Annotated in this window: 23 protein-coding genes, 1 tRNA gene and 3 pseudogenes; 17 read left to right on the plus strand and 10 right to left on the minus strand. The window is 71.1% G+C overall.

From position 1 onward, the window contains the following. Window positions 1-33 precede the first annotated feature (33 nt). Window positions 34-378 (plus strand): PadR family transcriptional regulator, encoded by a 345-nt coding sequence (locus tag AB0J80_RS34210; RefSeq protein WP_364713454.1) that lies wholly within the window; start codon window positions 34-36, stop codon window positions 376-378. Beyond that, window positions 375-1,376: a hypothetical protein gene (locus tag AB0J80_RS34215; RefSeq protein ID WP_364713456.1), complete on the plus strand. Its 1,002-nt coding sequence runs from the start codon at window positions 375-377 to the stop codon at window positions 1,374-1,376. The genes AB0J80_RS34210 and AB0J80_RS34215 overlap by 4 nt, the downstream gene beginning before the upstream one ends. Here AB0J80_RS34215 and AB0J80_RS34220 read toward each other — a convergent pair. Further along, window positions 1,354-2,082 (minus strand): class I SAM-dependent methyltransferase, encoded by a 729-nt coding sequence (locus tag AB0J80_RS34220; protein WP_364713458.1) that lies wholly within the window; start codon window positions 2,080-2,082, stop codon window positions 1,354-1,356. The two genes, AB0J80_RS34215 and AB0J80_RS34220, sit on opposite strands and share 23 nt — an antisense overlap. Before the next feature lie 2 nt (window positions 2,083-2,084). Then, window positions 2,085-2,936, minus strand: a complete 852-nt coding sequence (locus AB0J80_RS34225) for a DUF72 domain-containing protein (protein WP_364713460.1) — start codon at window positions 2,934-2,936, stop codon at window positions 2,085-2,087. Window positions 2,937-2,986: 50 nt separating this feature from the next. Between AB0J80_RS34225 and AB0J80_RS34230 the strand changes: the two genes are divergently transcribed. Continuing rightward, complete coding sequence (locus tag AB0J80_RS34230; protein ID WP_364713462.1) at window positions 2,987-3,364, plus strand: VOC family protein; 378 nt, start codon at window positions 2,987-2,989, stop codon at window positions 3,362-3,364. Here AB0J80_RS34230 and AB0J80_RS34235 read toward each other — a convergent pair. Next, window positions 3,359-4,264, minus strand: a complete 906-nt coding sequence (locus tag AB0J80_RS34235) for an arginase family protein (protein ID WP_364713464.1) — start codon at window positions 4,262-4,264, stop codon at window positions 3,359-3,361. The two genes, AB0J80_RS34230 and AB0J80_RS34235, sit on opposite strands and share 6 nt — an antisense overlap. A 259-nt stretch (window positions 4,265-4,523) precedes the next feature. On the opposite strand from AB0J80_RS34235, the gene AB0J80_RS34240 reads away from it, so the two are divergent. The 3 genes from AB0J80_RS34240 (at window position 4,524) to AB0J80_RS34250 (ending at window position 7,637) form a co-directional block, all read left to right on the plus strand. Next, window positions 4,524-5,519, plus strand: coding sequence for a segregation/condensation protein A (locus tag AB0J80_RS34240; RefSeq protein ID WP_364713527.1), 996 nt, complete (start codon window positions 4,524-4,526; stop codon window positions 5,517-5,519). A 395-nt stretch (window positions 5,520-5,914) separates the two neighbouring features. Further along, window positions 5,915-6,910, plus strand: a complete 996-nt coding sequence (gene scpB / locus AB0J80_RS34245; protein WP_364713529.1) for an SMC-Scp complex subunit ScpB — start codon at window positions 5,915-5,917, stop codon at window positions 6,908-6,910. Next, entirely contained in the window at window positions 6,897-7,637 is a 741-nt protein-coding gene (locus tag AB0J80_RS34250) for a pseudouridine synthase (protein WP_364713466.1), read from the plus strand. Before scpB ends, AB0J80_RS34250 begins: the two co-directional genes overlap by 14 nt. Here the strand turns inward: AB0J80_RS34250 and AB0J80_RS34255 are convergent. The 3 genes from AB0J80_RS34255 to AB0J80_RS34265 all read right to left on the minus strand — a co-directional run bounded on the left by AB0J80_RS34255 (window position 7,618) and on the right by AB0J80_RS34265 (window position 9,979). After that, window positions 7,618-8,622 carry an EamA family transporter gene (locus AB0J80_RS34255; protein ID WP_364713468.1) on the minus strand — a complete coding sequence of 335 codons (1,005 nt, stop codon included), beginning with the start codon at window positions 8,620-8,622 and terminating at the stop codon, window positions 7,618-7,620. The two genes, AB0J80_RS34250 and AB0J80_RS34255, sit on opposite strands and share 20 nt — an antisense overlap. A gap of 131 nt (window positions 8,623-8,753) precedes the next feature. After that, window positions 8,754-9,203: a DUF4279 domain-containing protein gene (locus tag AB0J80_RS34260; RefSeq protein ID WP_364713470.1), complete on the minus strand. Its 450-nt coding sequence runs from the start codon at window positions 9,201-9,203 to the stop codon at window positions 8,754-8,756. A 2-nt stretch (window positions 9,204-9,205) separates the two neighbouring features. Then, entirely contained in the window at window positions 9,206-9,979 is a 774-nt protein-coding gene (locus tag AB0J80_RS34265; protein WP_364713472.1) for a maleylpyruvate isomerase family mycothiol-dependent enzyme, read from the minus strand. A gap of 86 nt (window positions 9,980-10,065) precedes the next feature. On the opposite strand from AB0J80_RS34265, the gene AB0J80_RS34270 reads away from it, so the two are divergent. Then, on the plus strand, window positions 10,066-10,806 hold the full coding sequence (locus AB0J80_RS34270; RefSeq protein ID WP_364713474.1) for an alpha/beta hydrolase: 741 nt from the start codon (window positions 10,066-10,068) through the stop codon (window positions 10,804-10,806). Between the two features lie 4 nt (window positions 10,807-10,810). On the opposite strand, the gene AB0J80_RS34275 is transcribed toward AB0J80_RS34270, so the two are convergent. Further along, entirely contained in the window at window positions 10,811-11,488 is a 678-nt protein-coding gene (locus AB0J80_RS34275) for a TetR/AcrR family transcriptional regulator (RefSeq protein WP_364713476.1), read from the minus strand. Window positions 11,489-11,572: 84 nt separating this feature from the next. Between AB0J80_RS34275 and AB0J80_RS34280 the strand changes: the two genes are divergently transcribed. The 4 genes from AB0J80_RS34280 (at window position 11,573) to AB0J80_RS34295 (ending at window position 14,761) form a co-directional block, all read left to right on the plus strand. Continuing rightward, window positions 11,573-12,238: a DUF4386 family protein gene (locus AB0J80_RS34280; protein ID WP_364713478.1), complete on the plus strand. Its 666-nt coding sequence runs from the start codon at window positions 11,573-11,575 to the stop codon at window positions 12,236-12,238. A 264-nt stretch (window positions 12,239-12,502) separates the two neighbouring features. Further along, on the plus strand, window positions 12,503-13,183 hold the full coding sequence (gene cmk, locus AB0J80_RS34285) for a (d)CMP kinase (RefSeq protein WP_364713480.1): 681 nt from the start codon (window positions 12,503-12,505) through the stop codon (window positions 13,181-13,183). A gap of 35 nt (window positions 13,184-13,218) precedes the next feature. Then, the gene (gene der, locus AB0J80_RS34290) at window positions 13,219-14,601 is read left to right on the plus strand and encodes a ribosome biogenesis GTPase Der (protein ID WP_364713530.1); all 1,383 of its coding nucleotides are present in this window, start codon (window positions 13,219-13,221) and stop codon (window positions 14,599-14,601) included. A gap of 86 nt (window positions 14,602-14,687) precedes the next feature. After that, window positions 14,688-14,761, plus strand: a tRNA-Pro gene (locus AB0J80_RS34295). Between the two features lie 214 nt (window positions 14,762-14,975). On the opposite strand, the pseudogene AB0J80_RS34300 reads toward AB0J80_RS34295, so the two are convergent. Then, window positions 14,976-15,271: pseudogene (locus AB0J80_RS34300) on the minus strand (oxidoreductase); the annotation flags it as partial. Between the two features lie 245 nt (window positions 15,272-15,516). Between AB0J80_RS34300 and AB0J80_RS34305 the strand changes: the two are divergent. After that, a pseudogene (locus AB0J80_RS34305) lies at window positions 15,517-15,636 on the plus strand (transposase family protein); the annotation flags it as partial. Window positions 15,637-16,081: 445 nt separating this feature from the next. Here the strand turns inward: AB0J80_RS34305 and AB0J80_RS34310 are convergent. Beyond that, on the minus strand, window positions 16,082-16,303 hold the full coding sequence (locus tag AB0J80_RS34310) for a hypothetical protein (protein ID WP_364713532.1): 222 nt from the start codon (window positions 16,301-16,303) through the stop codon (window positions 16,082-16,084). A gap of 578 nt (window positions 16,304-16,881) precedes the next feature. Between AB0J80_RS34310 and AB0J80_RS34315 the strand changes: the two genes are divergently transcribed. The 5 genes and pseudogenes from AB0J80_RS34315 to AB0J80_RS34335 all read left to right on the plus strand — a co-directional run bounded on the left by AB0J80_RS34315 (window position 16,882) and on the right by AB0J80_RS34335 (window position 22,232). Further along, window positions 16,882-17,859 (plus strand): AraC family transcriptional regulator, encoded by a 978-nt coding sequence (locus tag AB0J80_RS34315; RefSeq protein WP_364713482.1) that lies wholly within the window; start codon window positions 16,882-16,884, stop codon window positions 17,857-17,859. Window positions 17,860-17,873: 14 nt separating this feature from the next. Further along, window positions 17,874-18,839 carry a helix-turn-helix transcriptional regulator gene (locus AB0J80_RS34320; RefSeq protein WP_364713484.1) on the plus strand — a complete coding sequence of 322 codons (966 nt, stop codon included), beginning with the start codon at window positions 17,874-17,876 and terminating at the stop codon, window positions 18,837-18,839. 436 nt (window positions 18,840-19,275) lie between these two features. Beyond that, on the plus strand, window positions 19,276-20,436 hold the full coding sequence (locus AB0J80_RS34325; RefSeq protein ID WP_364713486.1) for a glutathione-independent formaldehyde dehydrogenase: 1,161 nt from the start codon (window positions 19,276-19,278) through the stop codon (window positions 20,434-20,436). 1 nt (window position 20,437) lies between these two features. Continuing rightward, window positions 20,438-20,905: pseudogene (locus tag AB0J80_RS34330) on the plus strand (type 1 glutamine amidotransferase domain-containing protein); the annotation flags it as partial. Window positions 20,906-21,008: 103 nt separating this feature from the next. Beyond that, on the plus strand, window positions 21,009-22,232 hold the full coding sequence (locus tag AB0J80_RS34335) for a zinc-binding dehydrogenase (protein ID WP_364713488.1): 1,224 nt from the start codon (window positions 21,009-21,011) through the stop codon (window positions 22,230-22,232). A gap of 50 nt (window positions 22,233-22,282) precedes the next feature. On the opposite strand, the gene AB0J80_RS34340 is transcribed toward AB0J80_RS34335, so the two are convergent. Further along, window positions 22,283-23,308: a helix-turn-helix transcriptional regulator gene (locus AB0J80_RS34340; protein WP_364713490.1), complete on the minus strand. Its 1,026-nt coding sequence runs from the start codon at window positions 23,306-23,308 to the stop codon at window positions 22,283-22,285. Between the last annotated feature and the right edge of the window lie 11 nt (window positions 23,309-23,319).

Below are 23,319 nucleotides of genomic sequence, written 5' to 3' on the forward strand. Positions count from 1 at the left end.
GCATATACCTGCCATCGGTATATGCTCCGCCTCATGACCGAGGGACCCCTGCGTGAGCCGACGTTCCTGGTGCTCACCGCGCTCGCCGAGACGCCGCAGCACGGCTACGCCGTGATCGAGGACGTCGCGCGGATGACCGACGGCCGGGTCCGGCTGCGCGCCGGCACCCTCTACGCGGCCCTCGACCGGTTGCGCAACGAAGGGCTCATCGAGGTCGACCGCGAGGAGGTCGTGCAGTCGCGGTTGCGTCGGTACTACCGGCTGAGCGGCCTCGGCGAACAGCGGCTCGCCGCCGAGACCAGTCGCTTGCGTCAGCAGGCCACGCTCGCCGAGAGCCGGCTGAGCGCCCGCCGCCACTTCGGAGGCGCTCCCGCATGACGTCGTTGGAGACCCGTTACCGCCGGCTGCTCGGGGCGTACCCGGCGGATCACCGGCGCGTCTACGCCGAGGAGATGCTCGGTGTGCTCCTCGCCGGTGCGCGGCCCGGCCAGCGCTGTCCCGACCTCGGTGAGGCCGCGGACCTGCTGTGCTCCGGCATGCGCGCCCGGGCGGGCCGCAGCTGGTTCGCGCTGCGTTCCTCAGGCTGGCGTGACGCGGCCGCGGTGGCCGCCCTGGTCGGTGCCGCTCTGCTCGCGGCGTCCGCCGGCCGCCGGCTCCTCGACGCCCTGGTGCTCTCGCAGGACCCTGATCTGCCCGCCGGCGACCTCGTGGCGCGGACGGCGGTCTGGCTGCTGGTGTTTTTCGCCGTCGCCACGGGACTGCGCCGCTCGGCGGTGGTCCTGGGCGTCGGCGGCCTCCTCGTCGAGGCCGGGGCGATCGTGGCGGGAATGCCGGGCGAGCCGCTGCGCCCGATCCGCATGTCGTGGGCGCCGATGCTGGCCGCTCTGGTCGTGACGATGCTGGTGCTGGCCCGGCGTGGCCGGCCGGCGGCCCGGGTCCTGGGCATCCGGGGCACCTGGCTGACCCTGGCGCCCGCCGCGGTGGCGCTCTGGGGCTGGGTGATCATGCTCAGCTCACCCGTGCGCGCACTGGTCGGCAGGGCCGGCGTCGTGCAGATCCTCGGCCTGGTCACCGTCCGCGACATGGTGCTCGTGACCGCGGCCGCCCTCGTGGCCGCAGGTCTCTGGTGCACCGGGACCGGTGTGCGGGGCCGCCTCGTCGTGCTGCTCGTCCCGCTCGCGGCCGTTCCCCTGGCGCAGGAGCTGTATGAGTTCGTGGTGGGCATGCGCTACGAGCCGGACGTGACCGTCGGGCTCGTGGTGGCGGACATCCTGGTCGTCGCCGGACTCCCGCTGCTCGCGGCGGCCCTGGCAGCGACCGTGCACCACGGACAGCAGACGTTCACGATCTCGGTCAGGCGGCGCGCTGGGCGATGAACACGTCCTCACGCCCGGGCCGGTCCGGCGCCTCCCGCACCTGGAGGACCCGGAAACCCGCGGCGGCCAGGCTCGCCTCGACCTCTTCACGCTCGCGGAACCGCAGCGTCGAATCGGAGACGAGCACCGCGCCGTCGCTGAGGAACCGGTAGGTGAACCGGAAGGAGACCAGCGGCAGGTCGACCGCGGTGAGCGTGAACCGCTGCTCGACCAGCCCCGCGCCGGGGACGTCGCGGGTGACCGTACCCGTGTCGGCGGCCCACTCCTCCCAGGCCCGGAACGAGGGCCGCCGGGTCTCGAAGACGACATGCCCGCGGCTGCGCAGCGCGCCCCGAACGCCGCGCAGCGCCTCGTCCCAGTCGCGGTCGGTGAGGAACACCTGCGCGATGTTGCCGATCATCATGGCGACATCGGCGCGGCACTGCGGAGTCTTCGCGGCGCCGCCGAGATGCCACTCGACCGCCGCGGCGCCGTCCTTCGACCGGGCCACCGCCAGCGACGCGGCCGCCGGGTCCACCCCGACGACGGTACGCCCCGAGCCCGCGAGCACCAGCGCCAGAGAACCGGTCCCGCACCCGATGTCCACCACCCGCCGCGCACCGAGCTCATCGGCGATGCTCAGGTATGCGGGCAGGTCGTCACGAGGCCCGTCGAGAGCGTCGTAGACCGCGGCGAGCCGGGGATCGGCGAAGATCGCGTCGGGCATGCTCAGAACAGGGTCTCGGGACCGACCGGCGCCGGCTGGGGAAGCGGCTCCAGCTCGGGCAGCCGGGCACGGACCGCGTCGTGGAAACGGCGGGCCAGCTCGGGTGCCTCGGCATTGTCGGGAGTGTGGATGAACACCGTGGGTGAGCGGCCCTCCCGCAGCCACTCGGTGACCGCGTCGACCCAGTGCCGCCAGCCCTCCACGGTCTGCTCGGTGGCGTCCCGGCCGATGTAGCGCACGATCGGCCGATCGGTCAGCGCGAGAGTCCGCAGAGGCATGCGCGGCTTCCTCGTCCAGGCGTCGCGCTCCATGTCGCTGGTGGGCGGGCTGCGGAACAGCGCGGTCGTGTCGAACGGCACCCACTCGGCTGCCACGGTCCCGAGAACCTCCTCGAGTTGGGCTGTGGCCGCGGCGTCGTCGAAGAAGCCGGGATGACGCACCTCGACTGCGTACCGATGCGACCGGGGCGCGCGGGCGAGGAACTCCGCGAGCGACGGTGTGTCGGCGGGAGAGAAGGAGCCGGGCAGCTGAATCCACAACGCATGCAGGCGCGAGCCGAGCGGCTCGACGGCATCCAGGAAGATTCGCAGCTCCTCGTCGTTCCCCGCGAGCCGGCGTTCGTGGGTGATGCGCTTCGGCAGCTTGATCACGAAGCGGAAGTCCGGATCGGTCTGAGCCGCCCAGGTCGCCACGGTCTCGCGCGTCGGGGTGGCGTAGAAGGTGGTGTTGCCCTCGACCGCGTTGCACCAGCGCGCATAGGCCCGCAGCCGTTCCTGGGGCGGAAGGGGGTGCGGCACGAAACGCCCCTGCCAGGACTTCAGATTCCACTGCGCACACCCGACGTGCAGACGCACGGGTCCTCCCCCAGATCTCTTCCGCCAGCTCGTCCATGTATACGAGATGCATGACCTGTCGCATCGACACCATCACCATCGACGCGCTCGACCCCCGCCCGATCGCGGAGTTCTGGGCGGCACTGCTCGGCTGGCACATCGTGACCGAGGATGCCGACATCATCAGCATCGGCCCGGGCGGTGGAGCGCGGCCGATGATCGACGTCGTCAAGGTGCCCGAGCGCAAGAGCGTGAAGAACCGCCTGCACCTCGACCTGCGCGCCGACGGCACCACGGCCGAGCAGGAGGTCGCGCGAGCCCTGGCGCTGGGCGGCCGCCGGGTCGACGTGGGCCAGCCCGCCGACGTGACGTGGACCGTGCTGGCCGATCCGGAGGGCAACGAGTTCTGCATCCTGTCGCGGTCGGTGCAGGGCGTGGCCGGCTCATAGCCCGTGCTCCTCTCCGGGGCGTACTGCGTCCACCAGCGTGTCGGCCAGGGACGCGGCGTAGCGTCCGTCCGGGTCCAGGTCCGGGTCGTAGATGGTCAGCTGCAGGCCTACGCACGACGGATGCGTGACCAATGGCCGGAGCAGCGCCGTGAGATCCGGGTAGTCCAGGCCCCCCGGGTCGGGTGCGTCGGCGGCCGGCATCACCTCCGGATCGAGGACGTCGGCGTCGAGGTGGACGAAGAAGCCGTCGAGGGCGCCCAGACGCTGCGCGGTGCGGGCGCCGATCGCCGCGGCTCCCGCGGCGAGGATCTCCGGGGTCGTGTGGACGCTCATGCCGAGCGCGCGCACCTCGGCGAGGTCACCGTCGTAGTCGCGCACGCCGAGGACCTCGAGATCCTCCACCCGCACGTACGGCGACAGGCCGTCGATGTCCGCGATGTCCGGCTGACCGCGGCCGGTCACGATCGCCGTACCCTCGCCGGCCGAGGCGCCGACGTGGTCGCTGTTGCCGGTGTGCCGGAAGTCGATCGAGCCGTCGAGGTAGGCGAGCCCGTAGCGGCCCCGGCGGCGTAGCGCGAGCGCGGGGCCGAACAGGATCGAACAGTCGCCGCCGAGCAGGACCAGGAACTCGTGCTGATCTATGACGGTCGTCACCCGGTCGGCGAGGCGCCGCGTGTAGGCGGCCAGGGACTCGGCGTTGAGGACACCATCGCCCGGCTTCCAGCCGCGGACGTCGTAGCGCGGCGGCACGACGACCCCGGCGTCGCGGGCGCCCAGGCGGTCGAGCAGGCGCTGGTCACGCAGGGCGCCCGCGAGCTTGCAACAGCCCGGGACCAGGCCTTCGGCCGGTGGTCGCAAGCCCAGGTTGGACGGTGCATCGAGGACGGCGGTCGGTCGCATGTCATGACCGTAGGGACGGGGTACGACAGAAAAGTTGATCTCTGTGCGTGCGCTGTCAGTTACTCCTTGTGGTTCGTGGCGTTTGACCCAGGAGAGGCTGTTCGCGAAGGTTGTGGGGGTTGCACGAGTGAGCCGGGAGCAGCTTGTCGGACCGGTGGTCTACGGTCAGCACGTGCCTGAAGAGCCCGTTCCCTCCGCGCCCGGCGAGCTGGGCGGTGCCGGTCCGGCGTCGACCGGTTCCGTCGCCGACCCGCCGGCGGTGACGGCTGCCGCGGAGGCGTCACCCACCGGGGTTGCCGAGCCCGGGGCTGCGACGGCCGACGAGGCCGCGGCCGACAGTGGCAAGTTCACGGTGCGGCTCACCAACTTCACCGGGCCGTTCGACCTGTTGCTGCAGCTCATCGGCAAGCACAAGCTCGACGTGACCGAGGTGGCGCTGCACCAGGTGACGGACGACTTCATCGCGTACATCCGCGCGATGGGCGACGACTGGGACCTCGGCGAGGCCAGCGAGTTCCTCCTGGTCGCGGCCACCCTGCTCGATCTCAAGGCGGCCCGGCTCCTGCCCGCCGCCGAGGTCGAGGACGAGGAGGACCTCGCCCTGCTCGAGGCCCGCGACCTGCTCTTCGCGCGTCTCCTGCAGTACAAGGCCTTCAAGGAAGCCGCCGCCCACCTCGCCGAGCTGGAAGGCACGGGGGCGCGGCGCTGGCCGCGCGCGGTCTCGCTGGAACCACGGTACGCCGAAGCGCTGCCCGAACTGGTCCTCGGCGTCGGCCCGGAGCGGCTGTTCAAGCTGGCGCTCAAGCAGTTCACGCCGAAGCCGGGGCCGCCGCAGGTCTCGATCGCGCACATCCACCAGGTGCGCGTCAGCGTCCGCGAACACGCCAACCTGATCCGTGAGCGGCTGCGGCGGGCCGGATCGACGACGTTCAGCCTGCTGGTCGCCGACTGCGAGAACACCCTCGAGGTGGTGGCCCGGTTCCTGGCGCTGCTGGAGCTGTACAGGGAAGGGTTGGTCGACTTCGAGCAGCCGTTGTCGCTGGACGAGCTGACGATCAGGTGGATCGGCGGGGACGACGGCGGCGGCGACTTCGACATCGACGACTACGAGGGATCCCCGCCCGAGCCGGACACCGCAGCGACCGAGCCCGGTGCCGAGGACGGCGACCCGGCAGGGGATGACGACGCGCAGGACATCGACGGTCCGGAGGCGGAAGCCGGGCCGGAGGCTTCATCGGAAGAGGACAAGGCATGACGGACGAGCGCCCCGAATCCCTCGCCGCGCAGGCGGCCTCCTGGGTTCCGCCGTGGGAACGCGCTCCGCGTCCGCCGGACCCGGCCTATGCGGCAGCCCACCGCGCGCCGGCCGACGACGAAGAGCTGTCGGACGGTGACGACGACCTCGGTGCCGCGTTCGACGAGGCGGAGGCCCGGAGCGCCGTCGACGACGCCGTCGCGGCCGGGGTGACCGGCTCGCAGGAGGCAGAACCGTCCGATGCGGCGAGGGCGGAGGTGGGGGGCCCGGCCGACGCACAGCTGTCCGACCCGGCCGACGCGCAGCTGTCGGCCTCAGCGTCGGCCGGGAACTCTGATGCCGCCGAGGATGTCGGCGCGGGAGACGGCGGCGAGTCGGCCGGCGAGAGCAGTGAGGTGCCGCCGGAGCTGCCGCCCGTTCCCGGCGAGGTGGAAGGCCCGGCGACCGTCGACGCGCCGCAGGAGCTGCCCGGGGAGGATGAGCTCGACCCGACCGACATCGGGCTCGGTCCTGAGCTGCCGGTGCCCGACGCCATCGAGGAGGCGTCGGAGAACGAGATCGGTTCGTCGCCGCTCGTGGACGCGCCGCTGCCCGAGGACGGCGACGACGCCGGGGATGTGTTCGACCACGCCGCGGACGATGACCTCACGGATGACGCCGAGGCGGATCTGCCCGTGGTGGAGGAGGTGCCGGGGCCGGACGTGAACGACGGTGCCGCGGCTGAGGGTGAGGCCGGGGCCGGCGGCTCAGGCATTCCTGCTCAGGGCCGTCGCGGCCGGGCGGGGGGTGCTGCGTCTGCGGAGTCGTCCGCCCGTACCGAAGAAGAAGTAGAGCTCAAGCCCCTCGACGACGGTGAGTTGCGCGCGGCGCTGGAGGCGATCCTGCTCGTCGTCGACGAGCCGGTCGCCGAGATGCAGCTCGCGCAGATCGTGGAGCAGCCCACCGAGCGGGTCGCGGCGATGCTCGAGGACATCTCCGCGCGCTACACGGCGGCCGGGCACGGGTTCGACCTGCGGCGGGCCGCGGGCGGGTGGCGGCTCTACACGCGCCCGGAGTACGCGCCGTACGTGGAGCGGTTCGTGCTCGACGGGCAGTCCGTGCGGCTGACGCAGGCCGCGCTGGAGACGCTGGCGGTGGTCGCCTACAAGCAGCCGGTGACGCGGTCGCGCATCTCGGCCATCCGCGGTGTCAACTGCGATGGTGTGATGCGTACCCTTGTCACGCGCGGCCTCATCGAGGAATGCGGCACCGAGGGCGAGACCGGGGCGTTCCTGTATCGGACCACGGCGTTGTTCCTCGAGAAGCTCGGCCTCAACTCGGTGGACCAGTTGCCGCCGCTGGCCCCGTTCCTGCCCGACGACGTGGAAGAAGTGCTCGATGCCTCAGGCTGATCCGGACAGTTCCGTACGGCTGCAGAAAGTTCTGGCAACCGCCGGAGTCGGATCCCGGCGTGCCTGCGAAGACTTGATCTTCCGCCGCCGCGTCACCGTCAACGGCCGGGTGGCCAAGCTGGGCGACAAGGTCGACCCGGCCACCGCGGAGATCCACGTCGACGGACAGCGGGTGGTCACCGACACCAAACTCGTCTACCTGGCGATGAACAAGCCCCGCGGCGTGGTCTCCAGCATGGACGACGAGAAGGGCCGCAACGAGCTCGCCGACTTCCTCGGCACCTTCGAGCAACGGATCTTTCACGTGGGCCGCCTGGACGCGGACAGCGAAGGCCTGCTGCTGCTCACCAACGACGGGGCGCTCGCGCACAAGCTGATGCATCCCTCGTACGGGGTCTCGAAGACGTACCTGGCCGAGGTGGCCGGCCCGCTGCCCCGCAACGTGGGCCGGCGACTGCTGGCGGGCATCGAGCTGGAGGACGGGCCGGCGAAGGTCGACGCGTTCAAGCTCGTCGACGCGGTGGGCAAGACCGCGCAGGTCGAGCTGACGCTGCACGAGGGGCGCAAGCACATCGTGCGGCGGATGATGGACGAGGTGGGGCACCCGGTGTCGCGGCTGATCCGCACGGCGGTCGGGCCGATCCGGCTCGGCGACATGCGGCCCGGCGGGTTCCGCCACCTGTCGAACGCCGAGGTCGGAGCCCTCTTCAAGGCCGTCGGGGAGTAGCACGCCGCGCGGTGGTCAGGAGCAGCCCGACGGCGAGAAGGGCGGCTCCCGCCGCGAGACGGCCGGTGACGGGTTCGCCGAGGCGGGCCACCGCCAGCACCGCCGCGGTCAGCGGTTCGGCCAGCGCCAGCGTCGTGGCGGCGGCCGGTGCCGTGCTCGCCATCCCGCGGATCCACACCAGGTACGGCGTGACGGTCGCCACCACCGACAGGTAGACGACCACCGTCGCGCCGCCCGGCGAGAGACACCACGCGACCGCGTCCACGCCGCCGAAGGGTGCGAGCGCCACCGCGGCGCCCACGAAGAACACCGCCAGCAACGGTACGGCGGGCACTCCCGCGTCCAGCGCCCGGCGGCTGCACCACGTGTAGGACGCGAACGACATCCCCGCGGCCAGACCCGTCACGGCTCCTGCGGTCGTCACCACCCCGGGGGTGAGGAGAACCGCCAGGCCGGCCACGGCAACGGTAGTGGCGAGCAGCCATCGGGTGCTCGTCCGCTGGCCGGTCAGCACGCCGAGGACGCCGGCGAACAACGGTGCCGAACCCATCGCGACCAAGGTGCCCGCCGACACGCCGCTCAGGTGCATCGCCGTCAGGAAGCTCGCCTGGTAGACGGCCATCGAGGCCGCGCCGAGCAGCAGGAACCGGCGCGCCGGACGATTCTTGTGTGCGGCCGGCCGGGGCCGCGGCACCCGCCGGTGATCCGTGCCGTGCACGCCCGGTCGCAGCAGCAACCGGGGCAGGTCCCGGCCGTGCGTGACAGCCGCGATCACCAGCAGGATCAGCCCGGCGAGGCCGCTGCGGGCCGTCGCCAGACCGAGCGGACTTCCCGCGTACGGGCTGAGCGCCTGCGCGGTGCCCACCGTGCCCCACAGCACTGCGCCGGCCACGACCAGCAGCCCGCCGGGCGTTCGGCGGCGCGCGGGCCGCGGCGTGCCGGATGCGGACGTGCGGGGGAGCGGGGCGGAGCTCGTGACAGGCATGACGACTGTCTTAGGCAAGGTTGCGGTGCGATTCAACGCGCCCCCGCCGGGACTCCACCGTGTGCCGGGGGAACTACCGGGTCGGTCGACCGCGAACGTGTTGCGGATCGTGGGTCCGGCCGGTCCGTGGCTCAGGCCTCGTCAGGGCCGGGAGTCATGTCGTACTCGTCGACGTCGAGGACTGCTCCGGTGGTCTGCAGGAAGTCGAGGATCTCGCGGTCGAGATGCCAGCCCAGGGTGGCGGGAGTTTCGGCCGCGGCACGGTCGTCGAAGGTGCGCACGACTTCCAGAACCGCGGCCGGCCCGGGCTCCTCGTCGTCCAAGCGGCCGGCGAGGGCGGCGATCGCCGCGGTGTGCGGCGCGAGTCGATGCACGATGCGGGCGATCTGCTCGTCGACATGCAGCCCCGGCTCTCGGCAGACGATCTTCCAACGGTGAAGGGCGGGGACGGCGCCGGGCTCGGCGATGCGGCTGCCGCGGACGGTGGTCTCGTCGGGTTCGAGTCCGAGGACGGCCGCCATCTCCGCCGCCGACGTGTGGCTGCTGGACAGGGCGAAATAGGCGTACTGGCTGACGCGCACGGTCAGAACTTACTGTTCGTCCACCAGTGCGCGAACAGGTCCGGGTCGCCGGTGATCTCGACGTCCGCCGTTTCGGCCGACAGGCGCCGGTTGAGCAGGAGCAGCAGGTGCACGGCGGGTCCGCGTACCGTGACGTCCGCCTGACGGTGGCCGTGCTGCCAGGTGATGCCGGCGGGGCTGCGAGTGACCGACCATTCGCCGCTCGCTCCGAGCTCCGGGTCCGTGGCGACGAACTGCAGCGCCTCGCCGGAACCCGCCAAGCCGGCGAAACCGCTCGGCACGCCGATGTTCGGCATGGAGAGGATCGCGGCGGTGTCCAGTACGTCGGACACGCCGTCAACCGCAAGATCGGCCGCCAGGCTTCCCTCGATGCCCAGGGCCAGTTCGGCGTCGAAGCGATGCACGACCTCGTCGTGGAACATCCGCCGGAGCCAGAAGCCCGCGGTGCGATCCCTCTGCCACGTCCACACCGGCTGCTCCGGCCCTGCGGCGCGTACCGCGTCGGCGAGCATCCGCGCGCCCTCGGTCAGCCATGCGCTTCGCTCATCCGGGTCGCCGGGCACCACGACCTCCTGCATGGGGATCGGTTCCAGCAGGCGCAGCCGGATGATCTCGGCCGCCCACCGGTGTCCCCGGCCGACGTGCCCCACCAGCTGCTCCATCGTCCAGCCTGGGCAGGTGGGGATCGGACGCCGGCTGTCCGTGTCGTGCGCCAGCGTCGCCAATCGGGCCGTTTCGGTTTCGAACTCCGCGAAGTAGCGGTCGAACTCGAGCATGGATGTCGCACACCTCGCATCGATGGGGATGTCCATGATCTCCGATGGGATCAAGCGGCTGCCGTTCCGGATGGCAGAATCGCTCTGTGGACGGTGATCTCCGGGTGCGAACCGGCGGCGACGGGGATCCGGTGCTGCTCCTGCTTCACGGGCTGGGCGCTACCTGCGACGTGTGGACCGGGTGGGAGCCCCTGCTGACGAGCCGGTGGCCGGGTCGGTGGGTGGCGCCGGACCTGCCCGGGCACGGCGGATCCGCACCGCTGCCCGAGTACACCTTCGCTGCCTTGGCCGCCGGGGTGCGTCCGCTCGTCGAGACGTCCGGCCGGACGGTCGTGCTGGGGCACTCGCTCGGCGGAGTGGTCGCGCTGGAGCTGGCCGGCGCCGGCGTGCCTGTGGCCGCGGTCGTCGGGATCGGGATCAAGGTTTCCTGGACCGGCGAGGAGCTGGACCGGGCGCGGGCGCTCGCCGGGCGACCGGTGACGTGGTTCTCGTCTCGAGACGAGGCCGGCGCTCGGTATCTGCGGGTGTCCGGGCTCGCCGGGCTGGTCGACGCCGATGATCCGGCGGTGGACGCTGGACTGTCCGAGCAGGACGGACGGTGGCGGCTCGCGCTGGACGGGAAGGCTTTCGGGGTGGGAGAGCCTGACGTGGCCGGGCTCGTGGCGCGCTGCCCGGCGGCGGTCACCATGGCGCGCGGTGAGCACGATCCGATGAACACCGATGAGCAGCTCGGGCGGTTCGGCGTACCGGTGATCACGCTGGCGGGGCTGGGGCACAACGCTCACGTCGAGAGCCCCGAGCGGTGCATGGAGCTGCTCCGCGTGTAGGCCCTCACGGTTGCAGGCCGTCGAGGAGGCGGTCGAGCCCCCAGGCGAACTGCTCGGTGGTGATGTAGCGGGCCATGGTGCCGGCGCTGGCCGCGGTGCGCGGGTACTCGGCCGCGGAAACCGCGTCGAACCCGGCCTGGCGGGAGGCGACGCGCTCGTCCTCCGGCGGTGCCGGCCGGGTCGGGTCCACCTCGGCGGCCTCGAGGGCCACGAAGCCGAGCAGATACACGATGACGAGATAGCTGGCCCGGGCGGCGTCGTCCTGATCGAGTCCCGCCTCGGCGAGGACGTCCAGCAGCCGTTCCCCGAGCGCCAGTGCCTGCGGACCGTCCATCGGCGCGCCTAGGACGAGCCCGGCGGCGCCCGGGTGCCGCAGCAGGCCCGCGCGCAGCTCGAGCGCGAGGTCGTGGATGCGTTGGCGCCAGGGTCGCTCGGTCGCCGCCAGGGCGGCGACGGCGTGCTCCCCGATGAGGCGGTCGACGACGGCGCGCAGGACGGCGGCCTTGTCCGGAAAGTACGTGTAGAGCGCGTTGGGAGCGACTCCGAGCTCGGTAGCGATGCCCCGCATCGACATGGCGTCCGGTCCTTTGTCGTCGAGCAGGCGGAGCGCCGCGTCGACGATGACCTGGACGGAGAGGATCCCCCGGGGTCCGGGCTTGCTTGTCGGAGCGTTCTGCCGCATCCCTGCCTCCTCCTTGACAACGGTCTGTACACCGTTCAGTCTGAACAGCGTACAAACTGAACGGTGTACAGAGACGAGGATGTCATGGCGTTGATCGATCGGGAAGCGCGACGCGGCCGGGCGTTGACCGGGTTGCTGCTCATCGCGGGCGCTCTGGTGGCCAACGTGGCGTTCGCCGCGCTGGGCGTGGTGTTCGACTACCCGGACGTGCTGCAGCATCCGGCCGGGGAGATACTGGCACGGTTCCACTCGGACGCCCTGCTCATCGGCGGGTTGTTCCTGCTGCTGGCCGTCGGCGCGGGACTGCTGGCGCCGATCGCGGTGCGGCTGTCGCGGCTCGCCGGTCCCGGCCGGGTGGCCCGGGCGGCGGCGGTGGTCGGCGTGGCAGCCGCCGCGGTCCAGGTCGTCGGACTGCTGCGGTGGCCGTTGGTCGTTCCGTTCCTGGCCGGCTCGGCCGGCGCGGTGGAGACGTTCGAGACCTTGCACACGGTGCTGGGCAAGGTGGTCGGGGAGTCCGTCGGCTACACGCTGACCGCAGCCTGGACCGTGTTGATCGTTGTCGCGACGCGCCGGGCGGGGTTGATCGGCCGGGGCTCCGCGGTGCTCGGTTTCCTCAGCGCCCCGATGATCCTTGCCGGACTGCTGGTGCCGCTCGGCGTGCCCGGCGCGGATCTGACCAACTTCGTCGGGTACGTCGTGTGGAGCCTCTGGCTGGTCGTCTCGGGTGTCGGCCTCATCCGTGGCCGGTGACGCCGGGTGTGTGCGTCGGGTCGTGGTGGGAGCCGGTGGCACGAGGGCGCCGCGGTGTGGCGTTCGCCATCGCGCGGCCTCTGACGCATGATGGCCGTCGTCTGCGGTCGGGCCGGGCCTGGCGGCGTACTTTCCTGCCGGAGACCTGCGTGAGGAATACGCCCAGCGCAACCCGGCTTGTGTTCTCGGGCGACGGCGCCCGAGAACGTGTCAGAGGCACCGGGCACAATAGGAAAGGTTCGTCCCCCGACGTTGGAGGTAACGGTGGCGCAAGCAGTACGGCCCGAGCGGTGTGTAGTGGCCGTCGACGGTCCCTCCGGATCGGGTAAATCCACCGTTTCCCGGCGTCTCGCCACGGCGATCGACGGCATCTATCTGGACACCGGCGCGATGTACAGGGCGGTCACCTGGGCCGTGCTGCAGGCCGGCGTCGACCTCGCCGACACCGACTCGGTCATCAAGATCGCGCAGGAGACCGACCTGTCGATCGGCACGGACCCGCTCGCGCCGCACTTCGAGGCCAACGGCGTCGACGTCGACGCGGCCATCCGCGGTCCCGAGGTCACCGGCGCGGTCTCGGCCGTCGCCGCGATCCCGCAGGTACGCGCCATGCTCGTGCAGTTGCAGCAGGACATCATCTCGGGCGCCCCGCGCATCGTCGTGGAGGGCCGCGACATCGCGTCGGTCGTGGCGCCGGACGCCGACCTCAAGGTCTACCTGACCGCGTCCGCCGCCGCGCGCGCCCAGCGCCGCAGCGCGGAGGACGCCACCGACGTAGCCGCGACCGAGGCCGACCTGGCCCGCCGCGACAAGCTCGACTCGAGCCGGGCCGTCGACCCGCTCAAGCAGGCCGACGACGCGACCGAGCTCGACACCACGGGCCTGGGGATCGACGACGTCGTGGCCAGGCTCCTCGACATGCTCAACAGCAAGGTGAGTTCGTGACTGACTTCCCCGTCGATCTCTCCGAGTTCGACGAAGTGACCTTCTCCGACGGTTCCTCCGAAGGCGAGGAACCGGCGGGCCCGCAGCCGATCGTCGCCGTCGTCGGGCGGCCCAACGTCGGCAAGTCGACCCTGGTCAACCGCATCATCGGCCGCCGCCAGGCAGTCGTCGAGGACGTCCCCGGCGTCACCCGCGACCGCGTCCCCTACGACGCCAACTGGAACGGCCGCCGCTTCACCGTCGTCGACACCGGCGGCTGGGAACCGGATGCCAAGGACCGCGCCGCCGCCATCGCCGCCCAGGCGGAGATCGCCGTCCAGACCGCCGACGTGGTCGTGTTCGTGGTCGACGCCACCATCGGCTCCACCGACATGGACGAGAAGGCCGTCCGCATGCTGCGCCGCAGCGCCAAGCCGGTCATCCTGGTGGCCAACAAGGCCGACAACCAGGCCATCGAGCTCGAGGCGACGTCCCTGTGGGGCCTGGGCCTCGGCGAACCGCACCCGGTCTCCGCCCTGCACGGCCGCGGCTCCGGCGACCTGCTCGACGCCATCCTGTCCGCGATGCCGCCCGCGCCCCCCATCATCGAGGGCGGCCCCCGCGGTCCCCGCCGGGTGGCGCTGGTCGGGCGACCCAACGTCGGCAAGTCCTCCCTGCTCAACCGCCTCGCCCGCGAAGAACGCGCCGTCGTCGACTCCGTCGCCGGCACCACGGTCGACCCGGTCGACAGCCTCGTCGAGATGGACGGCGAAGTCTGGCAGTTCGTCGACACCGCCGGCCTGCGCAAACGAGTGAACCAAGCCTCAGGCACCGAGTACTACGCCTCCCTGCGCACCGCCGGCGCCGTCGAAGCCGCCGAGGTAGCCGTGGTCCTCCTCGACGCCGGCGAGACCATCAGCGAACAGGACCAGCGAGTCCTCTCCCAGGTCGTCGAGGCCGGCCGCGCCCTGGTGATCGCCTTCAACAAATGGGACCTCGTCGACGCCGACCGCCGCTTCTACCTCGACAAAGAAATCGACCGCGAACTGAAGCGCATCCCCTGGGCCATCCGCGTCAACATCTCCGCCAAGACCGGCCGCGCAGTCGACAAGCTCGCCCCAGCAATCCGCCGCGCCCTGGCCAGCTGGGAACAGCGCATCCCGACCGGTGCCCTCAACCAGTGGCTGACCGCCCTTACCCAGGCAACACCACACCCCGTCCGCGGCGGCCGCGCCCCGCGGGTCCTGTTCGCCACCCAGGCGGGAGTCGCGCCACCGCGGTTCGTGCTGTTCACCACCGGCCCGCTGGACGCCGGCTACCAGCGTTTCGTGGAGCGCAAGCTGCGCGAGGAGTTCGGCTTCGAAGGCAGCCCCGTCGAGGTATCGGTACGGCCACGCAAGAAGCTCGGCCCGGGCGGGCGAGGCAAGGCACACGGATGACGCCCCGGCATGCCGGTGTGAAACCGGTTGAAGGGCTGGGGTAGGGTAGTCACGTTGCCGCGCACTGGGGTTCCGGGGCGTGGCATCGGGCTGTAGCGCAGCTTGGTAGCGCACTTGACTGGGGGTCAAGGGGTCGCAGGTTCAAATCCTGTCAGCCCGACCGAAACAAGGCCCTGACCAGCAAAAATGCGGGTCAGGGCCTTGTTGTCTATCTATGAGTATTTGAACCGCCCCTCGAAAACTCCCCACTTACCCGGTCGACGACCAGGTTCGTTTCCCTGATCAACGTTCCGTGTGGATCGTCGTCGGTCTCGTGGCCTGCCAACCGCGCCGCGGTGAGCAGCTGCTGCCAGATGGTGGCGGCGTTCACGCCATGCGCGGTAGATCAGGGTGGCCGCGCCGCGGGGGTAGGGCAGGTCGTGGAGGAGGGCCAGCAGCGGCGTGATGCCGATGCCGCAGGCCAGCATCACCGCCGGGCCGCCGCGGTAGGAGTCGCCGGTCAGCGCCCGTACGGGCCTTCGAACAACACCTGGGTGCCCGGGGTGAGGGCGGCGACGCGGGCGCTGCCGTCACCGAGGTTCTTCACGGTGATGCGCAGCAGGTCACCGGTCGGCGCCGCGGACAGTGAGTAAGGGTGGGCGCGGCTCCACCCCGGCCCGTCGAGGAACCTGTGGGGCTCGTAAAGCCAGTTCGGCTACGCTGCCTGCGAATGTTCGTTGATCAATCCGCCTAAGGGATGTCTCGTAACCCGGCGGCAGTCCACCTCGGACCGTGGGTGATCATCGATGGATGCAGGTGTTCTCAGCCACCCGCCAGGAGTTGATCCACCCGTTCACCGGGCCGAGCCGGCACAGTTCCGCTGGCTGGTACGCCTGGTCGCCCGACGCGGCGGTGACACCATCGCCGACGGCCGCCCGGGCCAGGCCCTGGGCCCTCGACCTGCCCGACCGGGTACTGCTGGTAGCCGTGTACTGGCGCACCAACCTGACCATGCGCCAACTCGGACCCCCATTCGGCATCTCGCACTCCCGCAGTCCACCGCGTCATCGACACCGGGCGACATGGTCAGGCCGAGGAGGTCGACCGGTCACCGATGCAGCGGACCCCGCAGCCGAGGAGGCCATCGCGGCGCATACCTCGTTGGGGAGTACTCCGTCGGGCTCGACCTGGTGTTCGAAGCGTGCGAGGAACGCGCGGGTGCCGGCGGCGGTGCGCGCCGTTCGGTCCGGTGTGGCCGCACAGGAGGCGTGTGCGGCGATGCGGACCCGTCGACGGACGAGAGCGGCGGCAAACACGGTAAGCAGCGACAGGGCGCAGCCGATGACCTGCCACGCCTCGTACGGTCCGCTGCTGACCTGGGTGGTCGGATCCACCTGGTCCTGCGAGTCCCAGCCCATCCAGGCGAACCACAGGGCTGCACTGAGCACAGCCACGATCAGCGTGCCGGTGATCTGGCGGCGTGACGCGACGGGCGGGGGCGTCACAACGACCCGTTCACGGCTCGGCCGGGGACGGCGATCGCCGATCTGTTCGACCGTCGCGCCATCGCCGCGACGCCGTTGATGACCGCAGCGTTGATCAATGCCCCCACGGCGGCGCACACCGCGAGCGACAGCCACCACGGGCCGCCGATCGTGTCGATCATTGGCAGCGTCAGCATCACTCCTGGCAAGGCCAAGGGCAACACCACGAGTTCAGGCATGTGGTACGTGGGTCCTAATTGCGCTATCGATCGATTCCGACACCAACAGGTAGCTGGTACGGCGCCCACCGAGATCTGCGGGCCGGGGACCGCTCCCACGGCGACACCGTGGTCGCGATCGCCCGCCGGTGGGGGTTCACCGCCCCGGGCCGGTTCGCCGCCGAGTACCGCACCCTCTACGGCCGGGCCCCAGCCATACCCTGCACACGTGACAGGACACGACCGCGTATGGACCCACCGCCGACCACGACGCTCGCGATCAGCGACACGGAGGCCTTCGACAAGTTCTTCGCGGACGCCTACGGCACCGTACACCTTTGGCCGCAGCAAACATCAGCGGCTGCGCTACCGAGGCACGGACACCGGCCCGTTCACCCTCGACCCGCCGGCCGCTGCACCCCGGGTGGCCGATGAGCCCGTCATGCGGCACGCCCGCCAGGGCGGGTAACCCGGTGGAGGGAATCCCTCGGCGTCGAATTTCTTCTATGTTCGTTCGGCGGGTAGGACTGCGTGACGCGCAGAGTTCGGCCTGGCGTCTGAGCGTGGTGGCGGGACGTGACACCTGGAGGGAGGTGGCTGTGGGGTTGACGGATGTCCCGGTGCGGGTGCGGCGGGCCGAGGTGGAGACGACGGACGTCGCTGTGGCCGAGGAGTTGATTAGTCGCGGCTATGCCGAGTACCGGCCGCGTCTGGTGCGGCATCCGGCTGATTTCGTTTTCCGGGCACGGTCGGCGTCTGCCGGCGGCTGGAGCATCGACCGGGTGCGGAACTGGTCGGCCCTGGAGGCGACGATCGATGAGCGCCCTGACGTCGTGGTGTTGGTCGTCACCGGTGGCTGGTACGCCGTCCGGGACGGACGCGACGATCGCCCGGTGGCGCCCGGCACCGGAGTGCTGCTGCCGATCGGCGTGCCGGTGTCCATCACCTGGGACCGGGTCGATGAGCAGATGGTTCGCTTCCCGATCGCGGCGGTGACCCGGGTGGCACGCCGGATGGGCGTCGAGCCGGCGGAGTTCCGTTTCGATGCGATCATGCCGGTGTCGGCCGCCGGGAACCGGCTGTGGTTGGACACGGTCAGTTACCTCGTGGAAGCCTTCGACGGCCCAGAACCGGCCATCGCCCAGCCGCTACTGCGCGAGAGCGTGCTGGAGTCCGTTGCCGCGGCGGCGCTCGCGGTCTTTCCCAACCCCACGATGAGCCTCAGCTACGCCGGCGGGCCCGGCCGGGTCACTCCGGCGGCGGTGCGGCGGGCGGCGGCCTACCTGGACGCGCACGCCGCCGAGCCAGTCACGCTCGACGACGCCGCCGCCGCGGCCGGTATCAGTGTGCGGGGCCTGCACGCGGGTTTCGCCCGGCACCTCGATATCAGCCCGATGGGCTATCTGAAGCGGGTGCGGATGGACGGCGCCCACCGTGACCTGCGCGACGGTGATTGCTCCCGTGGTGACACGGTCGCCGCGATCGCCCGCCGGTGGGGCTTCGCCGACCCGGGCCGTTTCGCCCGGGCATACCGCGAAGCCTTCGGCCAGCTGCCCGGCCGCACGCTGCGCGCCTGAAGGAGGACACCAGGGTGGTGAATACGGCCGGCCCCTGCACCGAGACGTTCGAGTCCACCGACCCGGACGCCATCGAGCAGTTCTTCATCGACGCCTACGGCACCCGGGTACGGATCCGCAGTGATGGACGGTGCCGCCTGCTGCGCCACCGGCGCACCGATGCCGGGACGTTCGCGGTCGAAATCGTCGAGCATTCAGCCAATCGCGTCCTCACGGTGGAACCGCTGCCCACCCTCGCGATCACCCAGACGTCGAGCGCCCGGATCGCGCGGAGCTGCCGCCGCGTCGAGAACCGGTACGACGTCGGTGAGCTCTTCCTCATGTCTCATCTCGGCGAGCCGTACACCTGCCGCTGGTCGCCCGGCGAGGTCGCCCACTGCCTCCTCGACCCGGCGCTGCTCGCCCGGGTCGCCGCCACCGCACCGAGCCGACGCCCCGGACCGATCAGATTCACCAGCCTCGACCCGATCTCACCGGCGGCCGCCGCGCACTGGTCGGCGACCCAGTCATACATCGCGCGCCTGCTCGCCAACCCGGACGCGGCCACGCCGCTGGTCCTCGCCGCCGCGTCGCAGCTGCTGGCGGCCGCGACGCTGGCCACCTTCCCGAACACGGCACTGGCCGACCCCACGGCCGGGGACCGCCGAGACGCGTCCCCGGCGACCGTGCGCCGGGCGGTCGCCTACATCGACAGCCACGCCGCGCAGGACATCGCCGTCGCCGACATCGCCGCCGCCGCCAACGTCACCGTCCGGGCGGTGCAACTGGCCTTCCGCCGCCACCTCGACACCACACCCACGGCCTACCTGCGCCGGGTGCGCCTCGAGCAGGTCCACCGCGCCCTGATCGACGCCGACCCCACCACCACGACCGTGTCGGCCCTCGCCGCTCGCTGGGGCTTCGCCAACCACAGCCGGTTCACCGCCACCTATCGCAGCACCTACGGCGTTGCGCCCAGCACCACCCTGCGCGGGGCCTGAACACGTTGCGGCTGCTGAACCTGCCGCATCTGCCGGGCATCGTGCTCCATCTCCCCGACCCGAATGACGACGGCGACGACGGTGTGTACTACCTGCGCTGATCACCGGGCCGCAAACGCGTGACCCGCTGTTCCAGCTGGGCCTCCACGCAGCCTTCCGATTCGCGGTGTGCCACGGTGATGGTCCGGGCCAACCCTCCAAGGGATCTCGACGCGCGGAAAACCAAGCCGACTTCTACGGCATCGGCGTGGCCGTTGCCGTGCGGACGACGAGAATTACCGGAGCCGGTGTCCAGGTCGAGCCACCGCCGCTGCCGGATCGAGCCGCACGTCGCTGTTGGCATTTCTGCCAATACCGATCCCGGTGATCCGTCGCATGTAATGAAGACTCCGGCCCAAGCCGGAGCAATGGGACGCATCTGCGACGAGGAGGCATCGTGAAGGCAGTCGTCTACGAGGGGCCGCGGCAGGTCAGCGTCAAGGACGTGCCGGACGCACGGATCGAGCGACCGACCGACGTCCTGGTGCGGATCACGTCGGCGAACATCTGCGGTTCGGATCTGCACATGTACGAGGGCCGAACCGACTTCGAGCCCGGCCGCTGGTTCGGGCACGAGAACCTGGGTCGGGTGGCCGAGGTCGGCGACGGGGTCGACAAGGTCCGGGTGGGTGACTGGGTCGTCCTGCCGTTCAACATCGCCTGCGGGCACTGCAAGAACTGCGAGCGTCAGCTCACGAACTACTGCCTGACCGCGCAGCCGGAGCCGAACATGGCCGGCGCCGCGTACGGCTTCGCCGACATGGGCCCGTACGGCGGGGGACAGGCCGAGCTGCTGCGCGTGCCCTGGGGTGACTTCAACTGCCTGCGGCTAGGGGAGGACGCCGAGCAGCGCCAGACCGACTACGTGATGCTCGCCGACATCTTCCCGACCGGCTACCACGCCACCGAGATGGCCGGCGTACAGCCCGGCGACCAGACGGTCATCTACGGCGCCGGCCCGGTCGGGCTGATGGCCGCCCTCTCCGCGACCATCCGCGGGGCGAGCAAGGTGATGGTGGTCGACCGGCACCCCGACCGGCTGAAACTGGCCGAGTCGATCGGCGCGATCGCCATCGACGACTCGAAGGTCGATCCGGTGCAGGCCGTTCTCGACGAGACGATGGGGCTGGGCGCGGACAACGGCTGCGAGTGCGTCGGCTACCAGGCGCACGAGCCCGACGGCAAGGAGCAGGCCAACCTGACGATGAACCGGTTGGTCGCCTCGGTGCGGTTCACGGGGAAGATCGGCAACGTCGGCGTCTTCGTGCCCCAGGACCCCGGGGCCAACGACGAGCTGGCAAAGCAGGGCAAGCTCGCCTTCGACTACGGCATGTTCTGGTTCAAGGGCCAGCACATCGGCAGCGGGCAGGCGCCGGTCAAGAAGTACAACCGGCAGCTGCGCGACCTGATCGCCGCCGGCAAGGCCGAGCCGTCCTTCATCGTCAGCCACGAGCTGCCCCTCGACCGTGCGCCGGAGGCCTACGAGCACTTCGACAAGCGGGACGACGGCTGGACGAAGGTCGTCCTGCACCCGGCGACGGCGGGTACGGGTGCGTGACATGGCCGGGGAGCTGAACGGACGCCGAGTCGCCATCCTCGCGGCCGACGGGGTGGAGCGGGTCGAGTTGGAGCAGCCGCGTCAGGCGCTGGAGGGCGCCGGCGCCCGCACCGTGGTCGTCTCCATCACCAGCGGCGAGATCCAGGCGCGCGACCACGACCTCGAGGACGCCGGCACCTTCGCGGTGGACCAGCTGATCGGCGCCGCCTCGGTTGACGACTACGAGGCGCTCCTGTTGCCGGGCGGGACGGTGAATCCGGACAAGCTGCGGATGGAACCCGCCGCGGTGCAGTTCGTCCGGGACTTCGTCCGGTCCGGCAAGCCGGTCGCATCCATCTGCCACGGCCCGTGGAACTTCGTCGAGGCCGACGTCGCGCGGGGCCGCCGGCTGACCTCGTGGCCGAGCGTCCGCACCGACCTGCGCAACGCCGGGGCCGAGGTGGTCGACGAGCCGGTGGTCACCGACGGCAACATCACGACGAGCCGGTCGCCCGACGACCTGCCGGCATTCTGCGAGCGCATCGTGCAGGGGTCGCCAGGGCCCCGCAGTCCACCGGCGCGAGAGGCCGAGCATGACCTCCTCGATCGGCGGTGCGGCGTCGCACGCCGTGCGCGCCGCCGGGAGCGCCGTCCGCCACGTGCGGGCGGCGGTCAGCCCGTCGGCAGCCCGCCCGGCCGGCGCCGGTCAGCCGGCGTCCGGGTGGCTCGTCGTGACCGTGGTCGCCGAGCCGTCCGACATCGACACCGCCGAGCTGCCCGCGCCCCTGGCCGAGTTCGGCGACCGGATCGAGGCCCGGGTCCGCGCGGCCCCCGGCGGCAAGCGCACCGAGCTGGCGGCCCGGCTGCGCGACCGGCTGCGGTTGGGCACCGCGCTCGGCCGGCTGACCGGCAACGACCCGCGGGCCGATCTGCGATCCGCGCTGCGCCGGGCCAAACAGCTCAAAGAGGTGGGCGAGGTGCTGGCGGTGCCAGGCTATCGGCGGCTGCTACGGCTACTCCCACGCGCTGGGCGGCTGGGCGGCTGGGCGGGCAGCCACGCTCCTTACATCCGGGTTCCGTACGCCGATCAGGGGGCCTTCGCGATCCCTGACGGTGTCTCCGACGAGCGGGCGCTGTTCGCCTCCGACGCCGCCCCTACCGGCTGGACCGGGGCCCACCAGGCCGGAGTCGGGCCGGGCGACGTCGTCGCGGTGTGGGGCGCCGGCGGCGTGGGGCAGATGGCCGCCCGCGCGGCCATGCTCATGGGCGCCGAGCGGGTTGTCGTCATCGACCGGTACGACAACCGGCTGCAGCAGGTCCGCACGTACATCGGGGCGGAGACCCTCGACTACGAGAAGGTGGACAATCCCGCCGAGCTGCGCGAGATGACAGGTGGCCGAGGACCGGACGTCTGCATCGAGGCGGTGGGCATGGAAGCGCACACCCCGGGTCCGCAGTACCTCTACGACCAGGTGAAGCAGCAGATGCGGCTGCAGACCGACCGCCCCGCGGCGGTGCGCGAGGCGATCTACGCCTGCCGCAAGGGCGGGACCGTTATTACCCTCGAAGTCTTCGCCGGTCTGGTCGACAAGTTTCCCCTCGGCGCAGTGATGAACAAGGCGCTGACCCTGCGCGGCGCCCAGCAGCGCGGGCACCGCTACATCCCCGAGATCCTCGGGCACATGAGCCGGGACGAGGTGAAGACGGAGCATCTCGCCACCCACGTCATGCCGCTCGGCGACGGTCCGAAGGGCTACCGGATGTTCAAGAACAAGGAGGACGGGTGCGTCCGAGCCGTGTTCCGTCCCCATGCCTGAGTGGCACCCAGGGGGCTGGGCTGTCGATGCCGACCGCCTCCCTTACGGCATCAGCGTGCCTTTATGAGACGGTACGGGATGTACAGACCACCGCGCATCGCGAGCACGGCGGCGGCCGTACGGGTCGGCGCGCGCAGCTTCCCCCGGATGTGTTCGAGGTGCGCGGCGGCGGTCCGTGCGGTGATCGACAGCCGGGCTGCGATGCCTTGATTGGCGTACCCCTCGATCACCAGGCCGAGGACGACCAGTTCCCGGAGCGTCAGACCCCAGAGGTCCCCGGGGGGAGAGATGACGACGAGCCCGACGAGGCCGTCGCACGTTCCCGGTGGACAGGCGAGCCCGGTGACCCGGGCGTAGCGCTGGTGACCCTCGTCCTCCGGAAACGGGTAGAGGAACGTCGTGTGCCGCACCTGATCGGTCAGACCGTCGACCGCTGTGGTCACGAGGTCGGGACATGCGGTGAGCAAGGGATCGCAGGGCATCCCGGGCAGTGGCGCGACGGTGCCCCGGCGGTCGACGGTGACGGCGGCGGTGGCGCCGCGGACCAGCCGCGTCAGCCCGGTCAACGAGTTCATCGGGTCCAGGACGGCGGTGATGGCGTGCGCGACCACCTCTATCGCGTCCCGGCCCTCGGCAGTCGGCTGATCGGGTGTGTCGGTGTGCAGTACGAGTGCGCCCAGGTGGCGGCCATCCGCAGTGACGAGCGGAGTTGCGAACGCTTCCCGGAAACCAGCCGGCCACCAGTGCACGGACCAGCACGGCAGCTCCGCCGCGCCCGGAACGTCCTGCAAGCGCACCGGCCGGCGTCGCCGGAGCAGACCGGTCGTCTTCCGCTGGTCGGTCAGCTCCTCCGATCCCATGTACGCCCGGCCGTCCGGGTCGTGGCCGGCGGACGCGACCGTGGTGTAGCGACGGTGATCCTCATCGAGGGTGCCGAGCCATCCGGCAGCGAACGGAACAAGCCGCCTCATCGGATCCCACACGAAGTCCAGATCTTGTGCTGGGTCGCCGCCGGCCGGGTTCATCCGGTTGATGTCTGCCGCCAACTCCAGCGCCACGCTCAGCACCTGGGTCACAGCGCCTCCTC

The organism is Actinoplanes sp. NPDC049548 (assembly GCF_040676695.1).
Lineage (GTDB): Bacteria > Actinomycetota > Actinomycetes > Mycobacteriales > Micromonosporaceae > Actinoplanes.

Excerpts from the sequence above, each read along its gene's own strand:
- AB0J80_RS34335 (WP_364713488.1), top strand. The coding sequence starts at position 21,009 with ATGACCTCCTCGATCGGCGGTGCGGCGTCGCACGCCGTGCGCGCCGCC.
- AB0J80_RS34235 (WP_364713464.1), bottom strand. The coding sequence starts at position 4,264 with ATGCGACCGACCGCCGTCCTCGATGCACCGTCCAACCTGGGCTTGCGA.
- AB0J80_RS34280 (WP_364713478.1), top strand. The coding sequence starts at position 11,573 with ATGGCGTTGATCGATCGGGAAGCGCGACGCGGCCGGGCGTTGACCGGG.
- AB0J80_RS34265 (WP_364713472.1), bottom strand. The coding sequence starts at position 9,979 with ATGCTCGAGTTCGACCGCTACTTCGCGGAGTTCGAAACCGAAACGGCC.
- AB0J80_RS34215 (WP_364713456.1), top strand. The coding sequence starts at position 375 with ATGACGTCGTTGGAGACCCGTTACCGCCGGCTGCTCGGGGCGTACCCG.
- AB0J80_RS34250 (WP_364713466.1), top strand. The coding sequence starts at position 6,897 with ATGCCTCAGGCTGATCCGGACAGTTCCGTACGGCTGCAGAAAGTTCTG.
- AB0J80_RS34210 (WP_364713454.1), top strand. The coding sequence starts at position 34 with ATGACCGAGGGACCCCTGCGTGAGCCGACGTTCCTGGTGCTCACCGCG.
- AB0J80_RS34310 (WP_364713532.1), bottom strand. The coding sequence starts at position 16,303 with ATGCCTGAACTCGTGGTGTTGCCCTTGGCCTTGCCAGGAGTGATGCTG.
- AB0J80_RS34255 (WP_364713468.1), bottom strand. The coding sequence starts at position 8,622 with ATGCCTGTCACGAGCTCCGCCCCGCTCCCCCGCACGTCCGCATCCGGC.
- AB0J80_RS34275 (WP_364713476.1), bottom strand. The coding sequence starts at position 11,488 with ATGCGGCAGAACGCTCCGACAAGCAAGCCCGGACCCCGGGGGATCCTC.
- AB0J80_RS34230 (WP_364713462.1), top strand. The coding sequence starts at position 2,987 with ATGACCTGTCGCATCGACACCATCACCATCGACGCGCTCGACCCCCGC.
- AB0J80_RS34220 (WP_364713458.1), bottom strand. The coding sequence starts at position 2,082 with ATGCCCGACGCGATCTTCGCCGATCCCCGGCTCGCCGCGGTCTACGAC.